The 22,857-nt window shown below is 50.8% G+C and carries 20 protein-coding genes; 15 read left to right on the plus strand and 5 right to left on the minus strand.

Going from position 1 to position 22,857, the window contains the following annotated elements; genetic code table 11:
- Nucleotides 1–157: 157 nt before the first annotated feature.
- A complete protein-coding gene (locus AAF564_05365) occupies nucleotides 158–2,680 on the plus strand; it encodes a DUF5916 domain-containing protein (protein ID MEM8484953.1) in 2,523 nt (840 codons plus the stop codon).
- A gap of 395 nt (nucleotides 2,681–3,075) precedes the next feature.
- On the opposite strand, the gene AAF564_05370 is transcribed toward AAF564_05365, so the two are convergent.
- Complete coding sequence (locus AAF564_05370; GenBank protein MEM8484954.1) at nucleotides 3,076–4,563, minus strand: carboxylesterase family protein; 1,488 nt, start codon at nucleotides 4,561–4,563, stop codon at nucleotides 3,076–3,078.
- A gap of 133 nt (nucleotides 4,564–4,696) precedes the next feature.
- Nucleotides 4,697–5,509 carry a DUF6503 family protein gene (locus AAF564_05375; protein ID MEM8484955.1) on the minus strand — a complete coding sequence of 271 codons (813 nt, stop codon included), beginning with the start codon at nucleotides 5,507–5,509 and terminating at the stop codon, nucleotides 4,697–4,699.
- A 419-nt stretch (nucleotides 5,510–5,928) separates the two neighbouring features.
- On the opposite strand from AAF564_05375, the gene AAF564_05380 reads away from it, so the two are divergent.
- The 7 genes from AAF564_05380 to AAF564_05410 all read left to right on the plus strand — a co-directional run bounded on the left by AAF564_05380 (nucleotide 5,929) and on the right by AAF564_05410 (nucleotide 12,700).
- Nucleotides 5,929–7,128 carry a DUF3500 domain-containing protein gene (locus tag AAF564_05380; protein MEM8484956.1) on the plus strand — a complete coding sequence of 400 codons (1,200 nt, stop codon included), beginning with the start codon at nucleotides 5,929–5,931 and terminating at the stop codon, nucleotides 7,126–7,128.
- A 23-nt stretch (nucleotides 7,129–7,151) separates the two neighbouring features.
- Nucleotides 7,152–7,805, plus strand: a complete 654-nt coding sequence (locus AAF564_05385) for a methyltransferase domain-containing protein (GenBank protein MEM8484957.1) — start codon at nucleotides 7,152–7,154, stop codon at nucleotides 7,803–7,805.
- 321 nt (nucleotides 7,806–8,126) lie between these two features.
- Entirely contained in the window at nucleotides 8,127–9,242 is a 1,116-nt protein-coding gene (locus tag AAF564_05390) for an ABC transporter permease (protein ID MEM8484958.1), read from the plus strand.
- Nucleotide 9,243: 1 nt separating this feature from the next.
- Nucleotides 9,244–10,020: an ATP-binding cassette domain-containing protein gene (locus AAF564_05395; protein ID MEM8484959.1), complete on the plus strand. Its 777-nt coding sequence runs from the start codon at nucleotides 9,244–9,246 to the stop codon at nucleotides 10,018–10,020.
- A gap of 75 nt (nucleotides 10,021–10,095) precedes the next feature.
- Nucleotides 10,096–11,127, plus strand: coding sequence for an MlaD family protein (locus AAF564_05400; protein ID MEM8484960.1), 1,032 nt, complete (start codon nucleotides 10,096–10,098; stop codon nucleotides 11,125–11,127).
- Nucleotides 11,128–11,129: 2 nt separating this feature from the next.
- The gene (locus AAF564_05405; protein ID MEM8484961.1) at nucleotides 11,130–11,750 is read left to right on the plus strand and encodes a PqiC family protein; all 621 of its coding nucleotides are present in this window, start codon (nucleotides 11,130–11,132) and stop codon (nucleotides 11,748–11,750) included.
- A 59-nt stretch (nucleotides 11,751–11,809) separates the two neighbouring features.
- Nucleotides 11,810–12,700 carry an RNA-binding domain-containing protein gene (locus AAF564_05410; protein ID MEM8484962.1) on the plus strand — a complete coding sequence of 297 codons (891 nt, stop codon included), beginning with the start codon at nucleotides 11,810–11,812 and terminating at the stop codon, nucleotides 12,698–12,700.
- Nucleotides 12,701–12,933: 233 nt separating this feature from the next.
- Here the strand turns inward: AAF564_05410 and AAF564_05415 are convergent, their stop codons facing one another.
- The 3 genes from AAF564_05415 to AAF564_05425 form a co-directional block, all read right to left on the minus strand.
- Complete coding sequence (locus tag AAF564_05415; protein MEM8484963.1) at nucleotides 12,934–13,143, minus strand: DUF2892 domain-containing protein; 210 nt, start codon at nucleotides 13,141–13,143, stop codon at nucleotides 12,934–12,936.
- 251 nt (nucleotides 13,144–13,394) lie between these two features.
- Nucleotides 13,395–13,763 (minus strand): hypothetical protein, encoded by a 369-nt coding sequence (locus AAF564_05420; protein MEM8484964.1) that lies wholly within the window; start codon nucleotides 13,761–13,763, stop codon nucleotides 13,395–13,397.
- A 12-nt stretch (nucleotides 13,764–13,775) separates the two neighbouring features.
- Nucleotides 13,776–14,435: a Crp/Fnr family transcriptional regulator gene (locus AAF564_05425; protein ID MEM8484965.1), complete on the minus strand. Its 660-nt coding sequence runs from the start codon at nucleotides 14,433–14,435 to the stop codon at nucleotides 13,776–13,778.
- A gap of 224 nt (nucleotides 14,436–14,659) precedes the next feature.
- Here AAF564_05425 and AAF564_05430 point away from each other — a divergent pair, with 224 nt between their 5' ends.
- The 7 genes from AAF564_05430 to AAF564_05460 all read left to right on the plus strand — a co-directional run bounded on the left by AAF564_05430 (nucleotide 14,660) and on the right by AAF564_05460 (nucleotide 22,719).
- Nucleotides 14,660–16,762, plus strand: coding sequence for an ATP-binding protein (locus AAF564_05430; protein MEM8484966.1), 2,103 nt, complete (start codon nucleotides 14,660–14,662; stop codon nucleotides 16,760–16,762).
- 436 nt (nucleotides 16,763–17,198) lie between these two features.
- Complete coding sequence (locus AAF564_05435) at nucleotides 17,199–19,370, plus strand: DUF4331 family protein (protein MEM8484967.1); 2,172 nt, start codon at nucleotides 17,199–17,201, stop codon at nucleotides 19,368–19,370.
- Between the two features lie 136 nt (nucleotides 19,371–19,506).
- Nucleotides 19,507–20,820 (plus strand): hypothetical protein, encoded by a 1,314-nt coding sequence (locus tag AAF564_05440; GenBank protein MEM8484968.1) that lies wholly within the window; start codon nucleotides 19,507–19,509, stop codon nucleotides 20,818–20,820.
- Between the two features lie 463 nt (nucleotides 20,821–21,283).
- On the plus strand, nucleotides 21,284–21,409 hold the full coding sequence (locus AAF564_05445) for a hypothetical protein (GenBank protein MEM8484969.1): 126 nt from the start codon (nucleotides 21,284–21,286) through the stop codon (nucleotides 21,407–21,409).
- A gap of 59 nt (nucleotides 21,410–21,468) precedes the next feature.
- A complete protein-coding gene (locus tag AAF564_05450) occupies nucleotides 21,469–21,633 on the plus strand; it encodes a hypothetical protein (GenBank protein MEM8484970.1) in 165 nt (54 codons plus the stop codon).
- Nucleotides 21,634–21,983: 350 nt separating this feature from the next.
- Nucleotides 21,984–22,337, plus strand: a complete 354-nt coding sequence (locus AAF564_05455) for a nucleotidyltransferase domain-containing protein (GenBank protein MEM8484971.1) — start codon at nucleotides 21,984–21,986, stop codon at nucleotides 22,335–22,337.
- A complete protein-coding gene (locus AAF564_05460; GenBank protein ID MEM8484972.1) occupies nucleotides 22,327–22,719 on the plus strand; it encodes a HEPN domain-containing protein in 393 nt (130 codons plus the stop codon). The genes AAF564_05455 and AAF564_05460 overlap by 11 nt, the downstream gene beginning before the upstream one ends.
- The last annotated feature ends 138 nt before the right edge of the window (nucleotides 22,720–22,857 follow it).

The raw sequence follows: 22,857 nt of genomic DNA on the forward strand, positions 1-22,857 counted from the left end.
TACTGGCAGCACCTTACACCGATTTTTGCGATGAGATGGACATGGATGAGACTTTCTCCCGCGATCAGCGCTGAAACCAAAGATCTAAAAAATGCAGGCCAACTTTTCTGGACGGACAGGACCACAAATTTGCAGCGTGTTTTTATTGATTTGCTTTATGGCCGGCACACCCGATGCTTTTGGGCAATCGCGTGAAGCAGCGGTGCCGGAAACACAACAACAGATGCGAGCGGAAGCGGTGTCCGAATCCATTGCATTGGATGGTTTTCTGGATGAAAGCGCATGGGAGACGGCAACGCCCATCACAAACTTCAGGCAGTATGAACCGGTGGATGGTGCTGAAGCATCGCAGCGGACAGCAGTTAAAATTCTCTACGGCCAGAATAGCCTGTACGTTGGTGCAATGCTCTACGACGACGAGCCACAACTGATCGAGAAAACCCTTGGCCGGCGCGATGATTTTAACCGTGCAGACTGGTTTCTGGTATCCATCGACGCGTATTTTGAAAAACGCACGGCTTATGTTTTTGGTGTAAACGCAGCCGGCGTGCAATTCGACGCCATACAGTCGTCTGGCGGTGGAGGAGGAGGTGGCGGTAACGCCCCCCGTGGCATGGACCCTTCCTGGGATGCCATTTGGTATTCAGATGTGCAGGCAACAGGTGACGGCTGGAGCGTGGAGGCACGCATCCCATACAGCATGCTGCGCTTTGCTGATGCGCCCATCCAGACGTGGGGCATTCATTTCACGCGCCGCAATCCACGACTGGGTGAGCAGACCGAGTGGCCCTACGTGCCGCGTACACAACGTGACAATCTCATTGCCCAATTTGGCGCCCTTGAAGGGATACAAAATATCAAGCCACGCCGGAATATCCAGGTTTCGCCCTATACCGTAACGGGCTTGTTTACCGAAGAAGATGAAAACGTCAGCGGAAAAACGGCAAGCAGCAGTACGTTTGACGTTGGGGGCGACCTCAAAATAGGCCTTGGCCCCAATATCACGCTCGACGCTACAATCAATCCAGATTTTGGGCAGGTCGACGCGGATCCGGCAGTGCTCAATCTGACAGCCTTTGAGAACTTCTTCGAAGAGCGCCGGCCTTTCTTTGTAGAAGGGATCAATATTTATGAGTTTGACATTGGCCGCGGTGGCTTGCTCTACACGCGTCGTATTGGGGCAGATGCGCCCATTATTGGTGCCACCAAACTATCAGGTCGTACAGGATCCGGTTTGTCGTTTGGCGTCCTGGGTGCGGTGACTGGCAATAATTTTGATCCTACGCGAGAATTTGGCGTTGCCCGTGTGCGGCAGCAGATCGGCCGGTATTCCAGCGCCGGCGCCATTGCCACGTTTTTTAACGGCACAAACCTGGATGAGGGGCGCCTGAGCACGTTTGTTGCTGGTACGGATTGGGATCTCCGCCTCAAAGACAACCAATACGGTATTGAGGGATTTCTGGCGATGACCCGACGAAACTGGGCAGATGCCTCGATTGGTGATGAAAACGGATACGCCGCGGATCTTACAGCGCGTAAACGGCAGGGCGCATGGAATGGGAGTATGGGGGTGAGTGTGTACACTGACAGTTTTGAACCCAATGATCTGGGACAACAACGCGAAAACAATTACGTCTCGCTATTTTCCAGATGGGAGCATGAAATAAATAGTGGGCAGCCTTTTGGCCCCTTTCAACGCGCCGGCTTCCGCATTTTTGGTATCCAGCGGTATACGTACGATGAAGGACTGGGGCTCGGGCAGCGCCTGAGCTTTGGGTCTCGTTGGACGCTCACCGAATTTCAGACAATCGGGTTAGATTTTGGCATTGATGACGTCTTTGGTGGGTATAATCAGTTTGAAACCCGCGGCTTGTTATCCTGGGCAAATCCGGCCAATTTTGATTTTGAAATTGACTTCGAGACCGATGCGCGGCGCAACTGGCAGCTTGAGCCGGCCGTTGAAATGGCATTCCTCGACAATGGCGGCCGCGAATACGGCCTGGTGTTGGAAGGGCGATTGAATGCCGGCGCGCGTCTGTCCTTGTCTGGTGAAATTGCCGGCGAGTGGGAGCAAAACGTGGTAGCCTGGTCAGCCAACGAGTCATTCCGGCGCCTGGGCGACGGCTGGCTGATTGGCCTCGAGTCATCTGCCCCGGATGAACTGGGTGATACAGACTATGTGCCTGTGGCAGACAACGGCACCCTCGATGCGATTGTGTCTACTTTGACACCGTTTGACACGGACGTTTATTATGCCTCGGTCTTTGGCACCCGCGATACCCGCTCGGTAGATTTCACGCTGAGAGGCACTGTTACCCTGACGCCTAAACTTTCGGTACAGCTATACAGCCAATTGTTTGCTGCGCGCGGTCGATATGAAAATTTCCAAATCCAGCAGGATCGCGATAACCTCGCTGCTTTTGATGCTTACCCGAAGCGCGATGAGTTTTCATTCAGCAGTTTGCAGTCCAATGTGGTGTTGCGCTGGGAATACAGACCCGGCTCCTCCCTGTTTCTTGTCTGGACCCACGGCAGAAGCGCTGAAGACGTACTCAATCCACTTTCCCCCTGGAACGGTGCACCATACACCCGGTCCCTCAATGACCAGTTTGGCGATACCTTTAACATCTTTCCGGAAAATGTACTGCTGTTTAAGTTAAACTATACGTTTCTTTATTGAGTGAAGAGTGAGGAGTTTGGAGTGAAGAGTTTGGAGTGAAGAGTTTGGAGTGAGGAGTTTGGAGTGAGGAATTCGATTTTGTACCAACTGAGGGGGCACACGGCTACTCGCGTCGCTCACCATACTCTAGCCACTGTTATACCCGATCCCGTCATGCCCAGCTTGACTGGGTATCCACCCGTTTGGCAGTTCAGTGAACTAGCACCGCCGTATCCTATACCAGTCGCCCCGATCCCGTCGTGCTCAGCTTGACTAGGTAGTCCACCCGTTTTGCAACCGGCTTTAAGCCTACTCATTTATAAGCATGCCATGCCTGTATATCCTCCAATTAAGCCCGGAGCAACAGTAGCATGAAGAAAACCACATCAATCGCCATTCGAAACGCGACACTCAATTCACTCCTCACTGTAAAAAGCAATCTTCTCTTTGCTCAGGATTTCGTCGGCCTGGATGGTTGAGTCGAGGCGGAGGAATTGATCGGCTGCGGCAGGCCATTGGGGTAGGCCTTCGCCATTAGGGTTGCCGGTTTTTACAAAGTTGACCCAATAAGCAGACATCTGGCTGGCAAGGGTGCGGTCTGCGGCTTCCCAGGGTCTGTCGATCAGGTGCTGGTTGTCAAACACGTAGGGAATTTCTGAAGAGTGGAATGCTTTGTAGCGCGGATGCTCTGGCCAGGGTGTTGCGCGGTCGAAGCTATAGTTGAACGTAGTAGCTGTCCCGGTTCTGGCCCGGTGCTGGGCGAGTTCATACAGTCCCATCGCCCATGTATCCTGTTGCTGTTTACTGAATGCGTACTTCAACGCTTCTTCAGAATCAGCGGGATAGAGGGCTTTGAACGCGTCTAACCTTGTCTCGCCATAGTTCTCCCTTGCCATTTCGTAGAACGCGTCGGCGTTCAATTCATCCGGGTTGAAGAAAATGCCGGCAAACTCATCTGCTGTAAAGCCCATCAACATCGGGACGTCATTGTGTGCGCCAGCATCATAGGCAGAAGTGGGCCATATCCACCCATCGATATTGGGAACGAGGCGAACTTGCGCACGCTGTGCATGCAGGGTATGCAACGAATCTGCTGAAAGGGCACGTAGCGCTGAGATTGAGCTGGCATCAAAGCTTTCAAGCAGTTGCTGGCCGGTCTGCTCAGCTTCAGCAAGTGTTGGCATAAGGCCGGCCCCAGCACTTTGTTCAATGGCTCCATGAAACAGATCTTTTGCAAGGGGTGAGGCGACAAGCGCGCGTACTGAAATAGCACCGGCAGACTGGCCGGCTATGGTCACTCGGTCGGGGTTGCCGCCAAAGGCTGCGATGTTTTTCTGAATCCATTCCAGGGAAGCAATTTTGTCGAGTAATGCATAATTGCCAGAAGCATTGTTGGGGGATGCTGCTGTTAATTCGGGATGGGCAAGAAATCCAAATACACCAAGCCGATAATTGACCGTCACTACGATGATACCCTGTGCGGCCATGTTTTCGCCGTTGTAGAGCGGCACTTCGCCAGATCCCTCTACAAAACCGCCGCCGTGGAAGTACACAAATACCAGCAGGTTTTCAGCGTTGTTTTTTGCCGGCGTCCAGATATTCAAGGTCAGGCAGTCTTCGTCGACCTCGTTGGCAATCAGGTATTCCATGGTCCACGGCAACCGATCTACCGGAGCGTTCTGCATGCAACTGCTACCAAAGGTGTCAGCAGCTTTTACGCCTTCCCAAATCGCCGGCGCTTGCGGGGGCGCCCAGCGTAGTTCGTCCACGGGTGGTGCAGCAAACGGAACACCTTTATAGACTGTTATCTCGGCGTTATTGCCGGCAATACCGGTAAGTTGCCCTTCTGCGACTTTGACAACTGCATCTGGCCCAACCGGTGGCGCCTCCGAACATGCAAACAAGAGGGTAAACGACAGCAGTAAACAGCGGTGAAGAATCCGGAAGCAGTTCATTGATTGCTTTGTTGCCTGGTGGGATGGTTACCGGGCAGTATAGCTATTCCTCGACAAAGAATAAACAAAAGCCAGCGAGGTACTATGGTGTCGTTGGCTGCGCAATTTCGGCTTCTGCTGGTCGTGCAAATGCATCCAGTGATGGCTGCGCCGTAGAAAGTGTAATGTCACTGAATTTCGCTTCTCTGTAGGTTTCACCGGTTGTGCGCGTTTCGCTGTCCCAGGCATAAGAGGTCATCTGGGTAGGCAGCAACAGCCCGTCAACTGCTGCCCATGTATCATAGGCGCGTGCATAATACTGCTCGTTGGCGGTTTGCGACATAAAGGTCACTGTATACAGCAGGAACTTAAGCTGGTACGAGGTGGGGTCAAAGTGGGCGATGTAGTAATCATTCGATGAAGCACCCGTGCCGGCGTCAAACGTGATTTTTATCGTCTCGTAAGATTCGCCGTTTACTGTGGTTTGTCCCAGATATTCCCGGTTTGAGCCTGGGTCTGCGAGGACAAAAGGAATGGCAAAGAAATAGAAGTCGAGTCCGCTGGCAAAACGGGGGTTGCCGGGGTACGCATCGAGGGCCGGCGCAACCCATACATCCTGCCCATTATTTCCAAATATATAACCGTCGCCAGTGTGGAGGATTTTTCTGTTGTTGAGGTCAATCAGGTGGTGCTCTTCGCGTTCCCCTTTGACAATGTTGTATTCAAGGCTGCCAAAGCTCTGCCAGAGATCCAGGCCGCCATGGGCTGCAAGGGCTTTATCCAGAACATCCATATCGACTGTCGAGGCAGGGGGCTCAGCTTCTGCTGTGTCTGGAGCCGGCTGGCAGGCAGCACATAGCAAAAAGATGAGGCCAATAGAGGCGCTCAGTTTTGACAGAGGGTGGGTGTGTAACATGGTTGGGTAGGATGATTGAGGTGGTGCAAGAAAATACGTTAAAAAGTTCAGAATCAGCAGTAATAATTCCTTTTGGCTGACGCTTGGTGGTATTTTGTATCCCTTTGTTACCGTCGACCTGGCCAGGGTACGCCGCGAACTCAATCCCTGGAAATGGTCGGCAATCATGTGGATTTACATGGCCGGACTCGCTTACATGGCATCCCTGATTGTATACCGGGGCGGACTTGCACTTTGTTGGGGAGATAAAAAGACATTCGGTTATTCAGCATGCTATTTTGAGCTTAATAACATATTATAGAGTCATGCAAATTATGGGTAAGCAGGCAGGATCAACATGACTTCGTGTTTCGGTTGACTGACCATTTGCTGCCGGCCCATTTGTACACACCTGTTTCTCCAAGCCACCCGCCAAAATAATGTTGAATCGATTTTTACTCCTGTTTGTCTCCGTTGCCTTATTGGGTTGCAATGCGCCGGCTTCGGATAAAGCTGATGCGTCCCTGCTACCTGCTCAACGTGCCGAGGCTGTAAAGGACGACCCAACGGGCAGTGCATACCAAATGCAGGGTGCAGCAACAACCTTTCTTGCATCGCTGTCTCCTGAACTTCGTGAACCCGGTATGTTTGCTTTGACAGATGGTGATGCACGCACAAAATGGAGTAACCTGCCGGCTTCCATGTACGAACGCGTTGGTATTCGATTGGGGGATCTGTCAGATGAACAGCGCCGGCATTTCCATAATCTACTGCGGGCATCTTCGAGCAGTCAGGGCTACCTGAAAATGTCGTCGCTATTCTGGATGGAGGACATCCTGCATGAAGAAGCGAAAGCGCGATTTGAACGGGATGGCGGCAGCGACTTTTTTGCGCGGCTGATTGAGAGCTGGCGGTCTGAAAACTACTGGGCTTCTTTTTACGGCGACCCGGCTACAGATGACAATTGGGGGTGGATGATTACCGGTCACCATCTGGCAGCAAGCTTTACGGTGGTTGACAACGATGTGGCCTTTACACCGCTGTTTCTAGGTGCAGAACCTTACGAAGTAGAAGCGGGGACCTTTGCCGGCTGGCGCGCGCTATCCCACGAAGTCGAACGGGGTTTTGAATTATTACATGCCCTTTCTGCAGCGCAGCAAGAACAAGCTGTATTGGATACGGAAATTCCAAGGGATGTACTGGAAGGTCCGGGCTTAAAGCAGAGCCTGGAAACATACCAGGGCATTGCCGGCAGTGAACTCAATGCACCGCAGCAAAAATTGCTCAACCATCTGATTCACGAATACGTGAAGAATGCTGATCACGACGCCGCCGAGCGACAACTCGCTAAAATAGCGGCGGATGGCATGGATAAACTGTTTTTTGCCTGGATTGGGCCTACCGATGACATTTCAAAACGGTACTACTACCGCGTTCATGGACCATCCATTCTCATCGAGTACATTCGAGAGCGGGGCGTGGGTGGCGATCAGGGCGCAGCTAACCATGTACACACCATGGTGCGCGATCCGCAGAACGATTACGGAGAAGACTGGCTGCAGACGCATTACGAAGAGCATCACAGCGGACCGGGAGGTCCAGGCGGTCCGGGCGGCCCACCACCAGGTGGAAATAACTAGGCTGTAGTGCATTGCTCAGACGGATGGACCGCAACATCATAACAGATCTCTACCTTGAGCAGGAGCCTGTGCCGCGTTTGCACCTGGGCAGCGCGGATAACTATTTGGCGGGCTGGCTGAATACAGACCTGATGCCACATAACGGATATGGCGACGCCGGGCAGGCCTATGTATTCATGGATGCAGCGAAGCCCTTCCCACTACCCGATAATGCGTTCCTGTATGTTTACACCGAGCATATGATCGAGCATTTGAGCTGGATAAAAGGGGCACGCATGTTAACTGAATGCGCCCGGGTACTGCAGCCGGGCGGGAAAATACGTATAGCAACGCCAAATCTTGCGGTACTGCTTGACTTGTATCGGCCGGATAAATCTCCTATCCAGGAACAGTATATTGCCTGGATAGCCGAGCGTTTTTTACCCAATGTTGAGGAAAGCAGCGATGTTATGGTCATCAACAACGCATTTCGAAGCTGGGGACACCAGTTCATTTACGATGAAAGCTTCCTGACAAAAGCACTCATTAAAGCCGGCTTTCAAAATGTGGTGGCTTGCGATGTTGGAAAAAGCAGTGACCCGTATTTCGACCAACTGGAACGGCACGGCATACGCGTTGGGAATGAAGAAATGAATGTGTTTGAGACCATGGTTCTTGAGGCAAAATTGCCGGCTTAAAGCATAGACTGCGCTGTACAGACCGCCACAGCGTTTTTAGCTGCTCCGTGTAGATGGAATGAATAAGCATAAACGCTGTGCATAAGGTCCTGGTCTATCTTATCGTAGTAAGGTCAACTGACTTCAACCTATGCGACCACCCACTAGGTACAAAAAAATAGATGTTGAAGGTTGTTTGTAAGTCCCAGTAAAGAAAAATAGTGGTATAGGACCCAAAACCTTCAGCCTTTAACCTGCAACATTTAACAGCAAACACAATACTCCATCAGGATTGAAGTGTTTGCCCAAGCTTACCCATCAGCGGCCATTTTCGCCGTGCCCATGCAGATTGACGCCCGATACGAAGGAGACACACTCGTGCTGTTACTCGCCGGTGACTGGTCCATCGACCAGCCCCTGAAGCGTTTCATGCCGCCGTTTTCTGCCTGGGAAGACGAGCGACAAGTGCGCGCCATCGGGTTTGATGCGTCGCGGTTGGGCAACTGGGATAGCAGCTTACTCACCTACGTCCTGGATACGCTCCAATTCTGTGAGTCGAACGGACTGGCATTCAAGGGGGAGACCCTCCCTGAAAATATCGCGGGCCTGATCGATTTATCCCAGGCAGTACCAGAGGCTGAACTCCTGGACCAACAGGAGGACAAAGGGTTCTTGCCCCGTTTGGGCAGGGCCGGTCTCAAACTCTTTCAAGAACTGACTGCTTTTGCCCGATTTACAGGCGAGTTTGCACAGACCTTCACAGGCTTTCTGTTTGGCCGAGTGAAACTACGGTGGCGTGACTTCTGGCGGATTGTGCAGTCTAACAGTTCGAGCGCGTTACCCATTGTGACGCTGATCAGTTTTCTGATGGGATTGATCCTTTCCTTTCTCGGCGCGGTGCTGCTCAAGCGGTTTGGGGCAGACTACTACGTGTCGTATCTCGTGAGCTATGGGATTTTGCGGGAGTTGGGCGCACTGATGACAGCAATTATCATGGCTGGCCGAACGGGTGCCGCTTTTGCTGCTGAGTTGGGCAGCATGAAAATCTCCGAAGAAATAAATGCGCTGGAGACCCTGGGTATTTCTCCCATGGATTTCCTCGTATTGCCGCGCTTTCTGGGCATTTTTGTGACGTTGCCGCTGTTGACGATTTACGCAAACTTTATTGGTGTCCTGGGGGGCGTGCTGGTGGCTTTGAGCATGCTTGATGTTGGTATGACACAATTCATTACGGGATTTCTCGAGCCCGTGTCTATGCTCGATGTCATGGTCGGTTTGTTTAAAGCAACCATCTTCGGTGCCATCATCGGATTGGCCGGCTGCATGCGCGGATTACAGACAGGCAACGACGCCGGCGCCGTAGGTGTCTCGACTACTTCAGCAGTTGTGACAGCCATCACCCATATTATCCTTGCCAATGCCATCATCGATTGGCTGGCTGCTGTGGTGGAGATTTAAGATGACAGACTATCACCCTCATAGCAACGAGGTAGCGATTCGCATCAGCAATCTGACGATGGCTTATGCAAACTACGTTGTGATGCGTGATCTGGATTTCTCGATCCAGAAAGGAGAAATTTTTGTCATCATGGGCGGGAGTGGGAGCGGTAAAAGTACCTTGCTCAAACACATGATTGGCCTGAAGTCGCCGGCGGAAGGGCAGGTGCTGTACGACGGTCAGAGTTTCTGGGATATGGAAGAGGAAGGGAAGAACCATGTGCGCAAGCGGATCGGGATTTTATACCAAAACGGAGCGCTGTGGAGCGGGCTTACGCTTGCTGAGAATATCGCGCTACCGCTTGAGGTATATACTGATTTAGAGCGCGAAGAAATAGCTGCGTTGGTTTCGCTCAAATTGTCGCTTGTAGGCTTAAAAGGATTTGAGTCGTTTTATCCGGCGGAGATTAGTGGGGGGATGAACAAGCGCGCAGCCCTTGCGCGGGCGATGGCGCTTGATCCTGAGATCCTGTTTTTCGACGAGCCTTCGTCGGGCCTCGACCCGATATCCGCTGGCCGGCTGGATGACCTGATTTTGCGGTTGCGAGACGGCCTCGGCACAACCATCATCATTGTAAGCCACGACCTGTCGAGTATTTTCAAAGTAGCAGATCGCGGGGTTTTCCTGGACCGAACAGTCAAAACCATGACCGGCCTTGGCAACCCGTTCGACTTGAAATCAAATCCGCCTAACGAAGAAGTCCATCGCTTCCTCACGAGAAGCGGAGATGTGGATTGAAGCCTATGCATAATATACTTAGCGTATCTATCAATTTTAACCTAAGCACAGTCAACCACCAAACGCAGTCAAACAATGAGTAAACGCGCAAATCCAACGATGATCGGCCTGTTTCTGCTCGGTGGACTGGTGTTATCCATTCTGGGCGTTGTTGCATTTACATCCAATAGCCTGTTTCGGGTACAAGCAGAATTTCAGAGCTCATTTCGCGAATCGGTTAACGGGCTTGCCATTGGTGCAAAAGTAAAGTGCCAGGGTGTACCCATCGGCGAAGTCACCGACCTCCAGTTGTTAATTGATTTGGATGAAGAGACGTTTCAGGTGCCTGTTACCTATGAAATCGATATGGAGCGGCTGGACCTGATTTTGTCAGATGGCTTGAAATGGACGGAATACCTGGCGCTTCGCGAACATATTAAGAAAGGCCTTCGGGCACAGTTACAACTTGAGAGTATCGTAACAGGGCAAATGTATATCGAGTTGCGGTATGTAGATACGCCGCCCCTTTCTGATGAAGCATTGGATAACCTGGCCGAGAATGAAATCCCTTCTACATTTTCGCCGATGGCTTCACTGAGCTCTGAGGCGTCAGGGCTGGTATCTAACTTGCGCTCGTTCAACGTAAATGCCATCAGTGAAAACCTGACGGCGCTGCTTGTAAAGGCCAACCTCAAAATTGATGAACTGGATACCGAAGGCGTAAGCAGGTCGCTCATGCAGACGGCGTCTTCGATTCGCCGGCTTGTGGGCTCCGACTCTCTGCGGGCTACATTCGACAAACTGCCGGCTGCCTCCGATGAATTTGCGCGCACGATGGCCGATGTACGCCTGCTGGTACAGCAACTTGATACATCAACGCGCACCCTTACATCGCGCCTGGATCAGACAGGCACCGAACTGGATCAGACCCTGCGGGTCATGCGCGAGTCGATGACGCAGGCGAATTCGATGATGACCACCGACAGCGGCCTGGGCTTTCATCTGCAAGAGACGCTGGCAAGCCTTGCCAAAGCAGCGGATGCCCTGCAGGTACTCGCCAATACGCTCGAACAAAATCCAAGTATGCTCATCCGTGGCAAAGATGAAAACAACAACAGCGGCCAATAACTATGTATAGCATATCTCGAATAATTCCCCTGCTCCTGGTCTGTTTATTGGTTCAGGGCTGTGTAAATCTGAAACCAAGAGAGAACGAGACCCGGTTTTATGTACTCGGAGGCCAGCAACTGCAAGCGCCTGTCTCCAGCACCCAGGGCGCAGTCATTGGACTGCGTCGCTTGCAACTGGCCTCGTATCTCGATACGCCGCATCTGGTCGTCCGTCGGGGCGCTAACGAGGTTGGATTTCTGGACGCCCATCGTTGGGGAGAAGACTTGAGTCCGGCCATTAACCGCGTCGTGGCTGGGCTAATGACTGCAAACGCTGAGGTGAAGCAAGTGGACGTTGTCCCGTGGTCTGCCGGCGCCCGGCATGATTACGTGGTAGAAATCTCTGTGACCAAGTTCGAGGGTACACGGCTCGCGCAGGGAGGAGCAATAGGGATGCAAGCCCATCTGGAGGCGTACTGGAAAGTGCTGGAGCCATCGACAAATGCCGTGCTCAAGCAAGGAGTAACCGTGCATACAACAGAAGGACCTGTGTTGCTTGGATTCCCTGACCTGGTGACTGGCCTCGAAAAAACACTGGATGGCTTATCAGCGGACCTTGTTACAGCAATTAGCAGTATGTGATCTCGTGCAGGCCGGAGTGTGGCGATTGGATGACGTATTGAACAAGGATTGCTGGAGTTATGACAGACATCTTGCAGGTGCTAGCGCGTCATGAAGTGTTTTCGGAGTTGGACGCAGATGAATTGACTGCCCTGATACCTATTGTAGAACGGGTGACCTTTGACGCCGGCACGCGTGTTTTCGACAGCAAAAGAAAGCCCCGCTTCTTCTATCTGATTGAGTCAGGGACCTTTTCATTGGAGCTTGCCTATGGGGAGTTGAAGACGCTGGGACCCGGACAGCTTGTGGGCGAAATTGGTGTAATAAACGGCGATTTTAGATCTGGAACTGTTGTTGCCGATGAGGCCGTTACTGCCATCGAGATTTGTGGGACCCGCCTGTTTAACGAGGCTTTTGTACCTGCTACAACAGCCCTCAAAATAACGCGGGCGCTGAGCAAACGGATTACAAATTACCTCCGTTCGCGTACCCAGATCTCAACAGCGGAGCTGATCCGCCAGGGGGAAAGTGAGAATGTTGAATTTAAGTCGACGTTTCGCATGAACCTGTATACCAACAAGAAAGACCGGTCCATCGAGAAGGCTGCCCTTAAAACCATCTGTGCCTTTCTCAACTCAGAAGGCGGCATCCTGATGATTGGTGTAAATGACGAGGGAGAAGTGCTTGGGTTGGCGCGCGACAACTTTCCCAACCATGATAAACTGATGCTGCACGTGACCAATATGATCAAGGAGCGCATCGGTGCATTGCACCTGCAGTTCATCCAGTTTGCTATCGAGGAGATTGAGGGGCAGGACATATTACGTATCGACTGCTCGCCGGCGTCCATGCCGGCCTATTTTATGGATGATGAGCAGGATGCGTTTTTTATTCGCACTGGGCCTTCGACGACAAGTTTGCGTCTGCGGGATGTGCCTGCGTATCTCAAGGAGCGCTTTGGCAGCGTTTGACGGACACACCCCGAACCCGACTTTGTCGGGCCAACCCCACTCAAGAGGGGAATAGAAAAGTCCGTTTTTCTGGATAGGCGCCTAAATTGACGCAGTCGCTGAATTCCCTACCCAAGCGAGGAATAGAGAAGTCCGTCTACCTGGAAAGGTGCCTAAATTGACGCTGTAGGTGAATTCCCCTCTCGAGAGGGGTGCCGGTTGAAAATCGGCGGGGTGTGTCCTCAGGTGTGTATTTATGCCGGCTCCTTGGCCTTCGTTGACAGCTTCAATGGTAGGTACAACGGACAGGTACCCACGAAGCTGGTGATCAAAAAGATAGCAGCCAGGACGCCCAGCACAATTGCTACCGTACCTGAAATCTGACCTGTGAAATAGAGTACGCCAACAACTGCGGCCAGAATGAAGCGAACAACCCGGTCGATGGTGCCCATGTTCAGGTTCATAATATTTCTCCTTCAAAGTTAATTAAAAAGTGTCCCGCCAAACTCAATCAAAAGTCCAATTACCACAGCAATTCCAACACAGAGCATGCATACAAGCGCCAGTTTTTTTGCTGTGTCGCGTCTGGACATTGGTTGCCGTATCTGGGTGGATTTCAGTTTGATGGTTTACCTGAAAATAGACTTCGCCTCAGATACCTTCTGTGACCTGGATCACACAGCCCATGATTATACTGCGAGCAATGAATTAGCCATTATGCGGCAGGGTTGGGAAACGCATCCACATCTTCATCGCGATGCGTCAGGCATTTAAAGTCCTTCTCCAGGAGTACCGTGACGGATGTGCCGGCATAAACTTCTTGGGTGATGGTGGCTCCAACCCGCTCCGTATTGAGCAATTCATCAACCAGGGCATGTGATGCCTTGATGAGGATTTTACTGGTTTTGTAAGAGATTTGCAGCGGTGCAGGATCAGGGGTTACGCGCAATTCAAAAGATACTATCTGATCTGGTGTGGGGCCAAGTTCAAGTGACTGCGTAAGCGTGCCAGCAGCGTGTAAGGCTGTCAGCTCTGCCGGCTTGATACGCAGGCGGATGGATTGCGGGGCAATGCGGATTTTCATAACAATTCAGGTTCAGGCGCTGCGATGGGTTAACGCGTCTTTTTGGAGCACTGTAATGGCACCCCTGGAGAGCGATACAACCGATTTGTATTCAAGTTCTTTCAATAGCCGACTGACAACTTCTCTGGAGGTCCCGAGGTCGGTTGCAATTGCTTCATGGGTTTTTTTGATGACCGTATTGTTGGCAGATGCGTCTGAGAGGTAGCGGGCCAGCCGGACATCCATACGTTGAAAAGCGACTTCTTCCACAAGCGAAATGACATCCACAAGCCGGCGCGAGAGCAGGCTGAAAATGTAGCTGCTCCAATCGGGATGGGCCGTCAGCCAACGCCGGACGTATTGCGAGGGTACCAGCAGCGCTTCTATGTCGGTGACAGCAATTGCATTGGCAGGAAACACAATATCATTCATGATACAGGAAGCCGTCAGGATACAACTGTCACCGGTCAGAATGGGGTAGAGGGTCAACTCCCTGCCTTCATCACTCATTTTGTACACGCGTGCCTCGCCGCGCAAAACTAGCGGAAGGTACCCGCATTGATTGTTCTCGAGGCATATAAAGCTGCCTGCCGGCATCGTTTTGTGGATTGCCGTTTCGAAAAATGTGTTTCTGAATGCCTCAGTAGCATTCGGGAGAAACGCGAGGGCATCTAGTGCCTGGGATTCATCCATGCTGAATACGTTGGTACATACATCAAATAAAGTCAATGGTCCGCTAACACCATCAACCCACAAATCTTGGGCAATTGACGTTGCACGCCATTGAATATGGTGTTGTCATAGCCGAACTTAGGAAGAATATAACACCCCACAACGGGCAAATCCCACGCAGCACGTAGTGTTCGGTCTCGCACGGCAATTCGTCGGGCGTATTTCGGCGCTTCATTTCGACCCGCATGGCAGGAAAATTATCAGACCGATTACGTGAAGCAAGCCGCCGGCTTTTTGTAGGGCGCAGTGCACAACGCAAGTTGTTTGAAACCGTGCTGTCAGCAGACACGCATCCCTTTGCGTTACTCCACATTTATGGTCCGGGTGGTATTGGTAAAACATCGCTATTGTATGAATACCGTCATCTGTGTGAAGCAGCACATATACCCGTTTTGTATCTCGATACGCGCACCATCGAAGCAGATCCGGCGATATTTCTGTCAGCCATCCGGCAGCAGTTGGGGATAGCAAACAATGTTGCGCCGGCTGATATGCTTGGTGCTGAGGGCAAACACGTCTTGATGCTCGATACGTATGAATCTATGTTTGCGCTCGAGCAGTGGCTCTACACTTCGTTTTTTCCCGAATTGAATGACACGGTGTTTATTGTTGTTGCTGGTCGGTATCCGCCCTCGCCTACATGGACCGATAACCCGGGATGGCGTTCGCTTATCAAAACTGTTGCTTTACGCAATTTTTCGCCGGATGAAAGCAGGACATACCTGTCGCGGGTAGGCATGCCCGAAGACTTTCAGCAGCCGGCCATCAATTATACCCACGGACACCCGCTCGCGCTTTCCCTGGTCGCAGAATCCTTTACGCAAACAGATGCTGCAGCGTTTGACGGTGAACTCGAACCTGATTTTATAAAGGTATTGCTCGATCGGTTTGTTCGAGAAGCGCCAAGCCTGGATCATCGGTTGGCACTCGAGGCCTGCGTATTGGTTAATAACCTTACAGAGCCATTGCTCGCTACCATGCTCGAGCGTACCGACGTACGGGCGCTCTTTGAGTGGCTTCGTAGCCTTTCTTTTATCGATTCGGGCACGCGCGGCCTCTTCCCGCATGATCTGGCGCGTGAGGTACTGGGGTCGGAATTGCGCTGGCGTAATCCGGATCAACACAAAGTGCTTCACCAGCAGGCGCGCGTGTATTACAATGCGCAACTGAAAGATGCTTCTTCGGAAGAGCAAGGCAATGTGTTGAAAGACTACATTTTCCTCCACAGAGACAATGCGATTGTGCGTCCGTTTTTTCTACAGCTCCAGTCGCAGTGGCAGGGCTCTACAGCCGCTATTTCTACGGATCAATACCACCCGCGCGATTTGGCGCAAATTGAGGCCATGGTGACCAAACACGAAGGCGAAGCATCAGCAGCGTTGGCGCGGATGTGGATTGAAGCGCAACCCGAACACGTGATTCTGTTCAGGGATCAGCAGGGAGACGCTGCCGGCTTTTTGCTGTTACTTGCCCTCCATGATGCCAGTGAGACGTCGTTAAAAAAAGATCCGGTTGCGCAAGCGTGTGTCAAATATCTGAACACAAATGCACCACTACGCCCCGGTGAGGCCGCTACGCTTTTTCGGTTCTGGATGGACCGGGATGCCTACCAGAATATCACGCAGGTGCAAAGCCTGATTTTTGTATACATGGTGCGCCACTACCTGACAACGTCCAAATTGGCGTTTAGCATGTTGCCAATTTCCAGCCCGTCTTTCTGGAAATCCGTATTTGGCTATGCTGATTTGCATCACCTTGAATCGCTCGATTTTGAACGCAATGGGATTCCGTTTGGCGTATTCGGACACGATTGGCGGAGCCGGCCACCTGCCGCCTGGCTCGATGTGCTGGCTTCTCGTGAAACAGGCAGTGGCTTCAGTGGCACTGCAGAAGCTACACCCCAGCGCACCATGCTTGTGCTCAGTGAAGAAGCGTTTGGTGAAGCGGTGCGGATGGTATGCCGAAATTACACCCGCCGCGATCGGCTGGTTAACAATCCACTACTCTCTTCCCGTATTGTGGCGGACAGTGTTGCTGAAAGTGCTGATGATGCTGAGCGCGTGGAGGTGCTCATGCAGCTTGTTGATGACGGGGTGGCGTTGTTGCAGCAGAATGTTAAGCAGGCCAAAGCTTTCAAGGCGCTGGATCGGACCTATCTGCGGCCGGCTGCTTCGCAGGAGCAAGCAGCAGAATTGTTGGGATTGCCGTACAGTACGTTTAGGCGGCATCTGGCGACAGCGCTCAATGAGCTCATTCAGTTTCTGTGGCAGAAAGAGTTGGGGCGGTAGGTTGGCATTTCTAGCATTTTACCTGAGGTATTCTGAAAAGCTTTTGCCGTTTGGTTCGGGACGCGTACGTTCATTTTTTTGCTTGCCCAAAATAACGAACCAAAAAAAGGGCACCACCAAAGAAAATGCGCGCTTTTATCGCCATTCGCACTTGCCTTCCTGAACTTCATTCAGGAAAACGCTTCGATAAAAACTTCCTCCGCACACCGCCACGCATTTGGTGGACGTCCATCGCACTGATTATCTCAAAGCAACGGGTGTACTTTACTCAATGAAAATTGCAGAACTCCTTCACATTTTACTGGAGAGTACTGCACTTTTCTCAATATTGAGCAGAAAGTGAGCAGGTTTTGGTCTGGTGGGTGAGCAAATCAGGAGGCTATTCTCGAGGTCGGTTAACATTCCAATTAATAAACGACCTTTAAGGAGGTAGCATATGTTACGCAAATCTGTTATCGGATTTTGTCTGCTACTGGTACTCGTCAGCGTTGGTTTGCTGGCGGGGCCGGAGTGGGGAGATGCTTCCAGTCACCGTGAAGCACCTCTTATTAGCAATGATCCACTGGCGGATAATACCGACCTGTATGCATTTCGATCACCAGACGATCCGAATACAGTAACCATTATCGCCAACTACATCCCGCTCGAGGTCCCCGAAGGCGGGCCGAACTATCACACGTTTGGCGAAAATATCCGGTATGAAATCCATATCAAAAACCAGACATCTGTTGGGCCGCTTGGCAGCGCAAAAGATGATATCACGTACCGGTTTACATTTGACCAGGTGAACGAAGATCCAACCACGTTCTTCAACATCCGCCTGGGCAAACAAAACCTGAAAACAACCTACACGCTTGAAAAAAGCACAGATGGTGGAGAGTCCTTCACCACAATCCTTTCCGACGGTATTGTACCGCCGAACAACATCGGCCCTCGCTCTATCGAAGGTGGAGCCGGCCTGGGTACCGACTATGCCACACTGGTTGAAAATGCCATCATGACGGCATCCACTGGCGAAATGGTATTTGCCGGCCCGCGTGATGACGCATTTTTTGTAGACCTCGGCGGCATTTTTGACCTCGGCCAAACGCGTAGTGCGTACGGTGCAGATCCGTCGAACTCAGACTATGCGCGTGACGCCGTAGCCGGGTTTAATACCCACGCCATTTCGCTCAAAATACCGATCGATATGCTTCAGAAAGACGGTAAAAGCGTCAGCGAAGCAGAGAGCATTCTCGATCCGGATTTTGTGATTGGTGTGTGGGCCTCTGCAAGCCGGCCGCAGATCCGGACCCTTTCTACAACAGGGGAGAAGCCTGAGTACTCTGGTCCCTGGGTTCAGGTGTCACGTCTTGGTATGCCACTGACCAACGAGGCAGTGATTCCAATCGGCGAAAAAGACCGCTGGAATGCTGTAACACCGTACAGTGAAGCAGAGCAGTCCTTCTACCCTTACTTCGCCAACCCAGAGCTGGCTTTGTATATGGATGACAGCCAGTTTGGCGGCGCTGTGCCGGCCTTGAGTGCGCTGCGCGTCCAGTCGATGTCGTATCCCGCAGTTGGGGATGTTGATGATGACGGTGTTGCCGGGTTTGACTTCCGGAATACCAAAGACGGTGTTTATGAACTTGCTGAAGCCGGCGTTGACCTCTCGGGTACTGCTTTCGCTGTGCCGCTGAGCCCAGGCCTCGCTGCGCCGGGCATGCCGCGCCTCTCGGATATCTTCCCGATTTTCTACTATGGCGTGCCGAATGCCATCCCGTACCAGCTTGCCACCGGCAAAACCGGCGGTCCATTGAGCGCCGGCAAGCCATTTATCCACAACTTCCTGCCCATCACGCAGGATGCAGAAGGTGTGTTGTATGGTGGGGATATGCTACGCCTGAACATGGCGACACCGGTCACAGAACGCGGTACCTCTGAGTTCATGACCTATGCGTCGCAGGGCTTGATTCGTGCGGCAGTACTTGGCCTCGTTGGAGACCCGTATAACACAACGGCAGACCTCGAAGCCATTCCGCACATGGATGGCTTCCCAAATGGCCGCCGGCTTGAAGATGATGTGACAACCATCGAATTGCAGGCCGTAGGCGGACTTGTATTAGCCGCTGTTGGGTTACCTTTCGACGACGCAACCGCAAGTGATTACTCCGATCTGGCTTCTCCGGCACTGCTGGCTGAGCTTGGCTACAACGCCGGCCCAGTTGCCAACGATGTACCGCTGGCTGCAAGCTTCCCTTACCAGGCAGACCCGCACAACGGCTACGACTACGTCAAGCAGTTGACTGCGGCTGATCCGAATATGGAGCCTGTCGGGATCAACATCGGGGTAGGGGTACCAGATGCGTTTATGCTCAATCAGAACTACCCGAATCCATTCAATCCGAGCACAACCATCGAATACCAGGTGTCGCGTCCTGGCAATGTTGCCATCCGCGTGTACGATATCCAGGGCCGTATGGTAGATACGCTGGTTGATGGAGACCATGCAACGGGGCTTCATTCCGTCCAGTGGAATGCAGCGTCCCTGGCAAGTGGTACCTATTTCTACCGGATTGAGGCTGCCGGCAAATCTGTGCAGACCAAAAAAGCCATTCTGGTGAAATAATTCCCCGGTATGCTGCAAGCAAACGTCCATCCCCGCCGCGCCCACAGGCTGATTCCCCGGTCAGCAGCGCGGTGGGGCATGGGGCATCACAACATTCAGATACATCGATCCTATCAATCTGCATTCCTTGCTATCCATGAACGCAAAATCACTCGTACAACGGAGCGTTGCGCTCCTGCTTTTTCTAATCGTAATTGGTGGTGCCTTTTACGGTACCCGTATGCATCAGCAGGCGCCTGAACCAACCGCTACGCCGGTAACGTCCGTGGCCTGGTCAACAAAAAGAACAGACGCAATCAGCACCCTTGAAATGCGGTTGCGCAAAAAACCATCTGATACACAAAGCAGCATCCAACTGGCAGAATTGTATCTACAGGAAGCACAACGCTCGTTGCAAGAAGCGTATTACCTGCCGAAAGCGCAGGACGTACTTGACAGTATTTTAGCACGCGATAACGATGATTTCTCAGCCCTGACGTTGCAGGCCTCATTGTACAACACCTTACATCAATTTGAAAAAGCACGCGACATTACGCGGCAGCTTATTGCCCGCGGTAATGAAACAGGCTATATCTACGGTATTCTTGTGGATGCGCTTGTTGAATTGGGTGCATACGAAGAAGCTGTTGTAGCGTGTGATCGGATGATCGCGCTGCGTCCCGGTATCTCTTCCTACTCACGCGCTGCGTATCTGCGAGAGCTGCATGGGGATGGTGATGGGGCGATAGAAGCGATGAAGCTGGCGGCAGAAGCCGGCGTAACCGGCGAAGAGGACCGCTCCTGGGCACTTTATCAGCTCGGACAGCTGTATCTCGGGAACGATGACCTGGCCAGCGCTGAAGTAATTTTTAACGGCATTCTTGATGAGACTCCCTACTACGCGTATGCATTGGGTGGACTCGCACAGGTGGCCCTGCAGCGCGGCGATCTTGCAGCGGCTCAAAAGGGATTTGAAGAAGCATATGCATTTGTGCCGGCAGACGAATTTCTCGAAGGGCTGGTTGAGGTACAGCTTGCGCTCGGCGATCCCGAAGAAGTGCGTGCGCTGGAAGGCCGGCTTGCGCAAAGCTATCGCGATGCAGATGCCATGGGAGAGAATGTACGGATGGAGTACGCTGACTTCCTCGTTGACATCGAAAAGGACCTCGAACACGCCCTGCAGCTTGCTCAATTGGAGCAAGAGCGCCGGCCGAATCACATGCACGCCCTAGAGACCTACGCATGGGCCTTGCACAAAAATGACCGGTCTGCTGAGGCGATTCCCTACATCGAGCGCGCCATGCGGTTGGGCACAGGTGATGCGATGGTCCATTTCCGGGCAGCCCACATTTACCAGGGCGCCGGCGATCCCGATATGGCGGATCTTTACTTTGAATCAGCCCTGGATGCGAATTTGCACATTGAGAGTCCGTCTGCGGCTGAAGAGGCAAAAGCGTTATTGGCTGGCTAAGGACACAAGAACGTTCAAATTTAAAGAGGCCGGGGCTTACTGCTACCGGCCTCTTTTTTTGCCCAATAATGGGGATTAAGGGTTCAAAACACTTGTCAACCGGTTTTTTGTGCTTTCGTATTTCTGTACTTCCGGTTTATGCTACCGTGGTATATTCGCATTTATCCCATTATCGCAAAGAATGCCTGCCTAACACGCTTGGCAGTCTGTAAGTGCCGAAATACATCAACCGGCATTCGGCACTCGAAAATCGGCATTAAATTCTACAGTCATGATGGCTTGATTCGATTTTTGTAGTGATATGTAGAGGAATGACTGACAGGAGACACGTTATTAGTTAAGATTTAATCCAAATTAGGATCCAAAGCACTTGTAGAGCTGTAAGCAACTTCCGATCTTACGTGTAAAGATTGCACATACCCTCGATTACACCTGGTATCACATAAATTTTGGGAGTGAAAGAATGGCGAACGCAGAAGTGCGCACCCACCCAGTACTAGGCAAGCAACCGGAAAAAGGCACCTGGGACAAGGTGTCGATGACTTTCATCATCACCTACCACGTTGCTTTGTTTATTGGGTACATCTAGTCAAGTCTTTTGTGTACCCTTGTGCGTTTACTAAATTTAGAACAAACAAGGAGTTTCAAATGAAACCAACAGAAGAACCAGATTACAAAGCTTTGTTTGACCGAATGGAAGTTTTGATAGACCGTCTCTACAACAAGCACAAAGTTCACCGCAAAAAACGCCGTAAAAAATACCACAAATTGCTGCACAAACAGCTCAAGTTCTTGCGTGCACAGTTAGAGTAGGATCGTTCTGCGTCTCGGGCACCTCGATACAAAATTTATTGCAGTTGCAATAAATTTCACTCGGTGTCCGGGATTGCTCTGGTTTTAAGCTAGGGAAATCCTGCTTATCGAGTAGCTGGAATAAAACTTTATTTGCAAATTCAATCTTAATTCTGCATACCGAGATGAAAATTCACTCCATGTCTAAGATTATTCTGGTTTTAAAATAGAGAGAAGCTTCGGTCATCGAGCGTAGCCGAGATGAAAGAGCAAAGGGAAAGAATATGAATTGAGCTGTTCTGGTTCCACAGAAAAATGGCTTGTTTTTACAAAAAATTTTGTAATACTGTTATTTTAGGCCTTTTCTGAAAATGATAACTGATGAACCAATCCAAAATCTTAAAATACTAGATACAACTTTGATGGATGAGTTTATTCATCTAATAATTCAAAATATAGCTCCAGAAAAAATAATTCTATTTGGTTCCTATGCTTATGGAGAACCGAATATGGAAAGTGATATCGATTTATTTATCATATTGAGAGAATCTCAAATTCCAAGATACAAAAGAGCGAGACAGTTAAGAAAAGTTTTCAGAAAATATAGAAATTTGGAATTTGATTTTATAATTTATACAGAAGATGAAGTCGCTGAATGGAAAGATGTAGATTTATCTTTCGTAAATACTGTCTTAAAAAAAGGTCGGTTGGTTTATGAGAAATAAAAATAACCTTGTGCAAGCATGGCTAAATAAAGCGGATAAAGATCTTTTAACAGCAAAAAGAGAGTTTTCTTTTGAAGATCCTGTAATTGAATCAGTCTGTTTCCATTCCCAACAAGCTACCGAAAAATATATTAAAGCGTATTTGGTTTATAAAGACATACCATTTCCAAAATCACATGATATAGGAAAATTAATTGATTTATTAGATCAAAATGAAAAAGAACTTCACGAGTATAAAGATATAGCTGATACTCTAACTGACTATGGTGTAGAAATTAGATATCCTGATATAAATGACATTCCTGAAAAAGAGGAAGCGAAAGAAGCATTAGCAATAACAATAAAATTTCGAGAATTAATAACCAGTAAAATTAGAAGTTAAAGAATAGGAATCATATCTCAAAAGAACGCTTTTAAGAGCATCAATCTCGCCCATCACCCGTAGCGACTGATTGTATCAGTCGTACGATTGAATCTGCCATAGCTGCCAATGCCCGAGATTTTTCTAGTTTTAAGATAA

This window comes from Bacteroidota bacterium, from assembly GCA_039111535.1.
GTDB lineage: Bacteria > Bacteroidota > Rhodothermia > Rhodothermales > JAHQVL01 > JBCCIM01.

Excerpts from the sequence above, each read along its gene's own strand:
- AAF564_05425 (MEM8484965.1), bottom strand. The coding sequence starts at position 14,435 with ATGGATGAATCCCAGGCACTAGATGCCCTCGCGTTTCTCCCGAATGCT.
- AAF564_05445 (MEM8484969.1), top strand. The coding sequence starts at position 21,284 with ATGGCGAACGCAGAAGTGCGCACCCACCCAGTACTAGGCAAGCAACCG.
- AAF564_05385 (MEM8484957.1), top strand. The coding sequence starts at position 7,152 with ATGGACCGCAACATCATAACAGATCTCTACCTTGAGCAGGAGCCTGTG.
- AAF564_05410 (MEM8484962.1), top strand. The coding sequence starts at position 11,810 with ATGACAGACATCTTGCAGGTGCTAGCGCGTCATGAAGTGTTTTCGGAG.
- AAF564_05460 (MEM8484972.1), top strand. The coding sequence starts at position 22,327 with ATGAGAAATAAAAATAACCTTGTGCAAGCATGGCTAAATAAAGCGGAT.
- AAF564_05420 (MEM8484964.1), bottom strand. The coding sequence starts at position 13,763 with ATGAAAATCCGCATTGCCCCGCAATCCATCCGCCTGCGTATCAAGCCG.
- AAF564_05365 (MEM8484953.1), top strand. The coding sequence starts at position 158 with ATGGCCGGCACACCCGATGCTTTTGGGCAATCGCGTGAAGCAGCGGTG.
- AAF564_05380 (MEM8484956.1), top strand. The coding sequence starts at position 5,929 with ATGTTGAATCGATTTTTACTCCTGTTTGTCTCCGTTGCCTTATTGGGT.
- AAF564_05375 (MEM8484955.1), bottom strand. The coding sequence starts at position 5,509 with ATGTTACACACCCACCCTCTGTCAAAACTGAGCGCCTCTATTGGCCTC.
- AAF564_05430 (MEM8484966.1), top strand. The coding sequence starts at position 14,660 with ATGGCAGGAAAATTATCAGACCGATTACGTGAAGCAAGCCGCCGGCTT.
- AAF564_05440 (MEM8484968.1), top strand. The coding sequence starts at position 19,507 with ATGAACGCAAAATCACTCGTACAACGGAGCGTTGCGCTCCTGCTTTTT.
- AAF564_05390 (MEM8484958.1), top strand. The coding sequence starts at position 8,127 with ATGCAGATTGACGCCCGATACGAAGGAGACACACTCGTGCTGTTACTC.
- AAF564_05435 (MEM8484967.1), top strand. The coding sequence starts at position 17,199 with ATGTTACGCAAATCTGTTATCGGATTTTGTCTGCTACTGGTACTCGTC.
- AAF564_05450 (MEM8484970.1), top strand. The coding sequence starts at position 21,469 with ATGAAACCAACAGAAGAACCAGATTACAAAGCTTTGTTTGACCGAATG.
- AAF564_05405 (MEM8484961.1), top strand. The coding sequence starts at position 11,130 with ATGTATAGCATATCTCGAATAATTCCCCTGCTCCTGGTCTGTTTATTG.
- AAF564_05415 (MEM8484963.1), bottom strand. The coding sequence starts at position 13,143 with ATGAACCTGAACATGGGCACCATCGACCGGGTTGTTCGCTTCATTCTG.
- AAF564_05455 (MEM8484971.1), top strand. The coding sequence starts at position 21,984 with ATGATAACTGATGAACCAATCCAAAATCTTAAAATACTAGATACAACT.
- AAF564_05400 (MEM8484960.1), top strand. The coding sequence starts at position 10,096 with ATGAGTAAACGCGCAAATCCAACGATGATCGGCCTGTTTCTGCTCGGT.
- AAF564_05395 (MEM8484959.1), top strand. The coding sequence starts at position 9,244 with ATGACAGACTATCACCCTCATAGCAACGAGGTAGCGATTCGCATCAGC.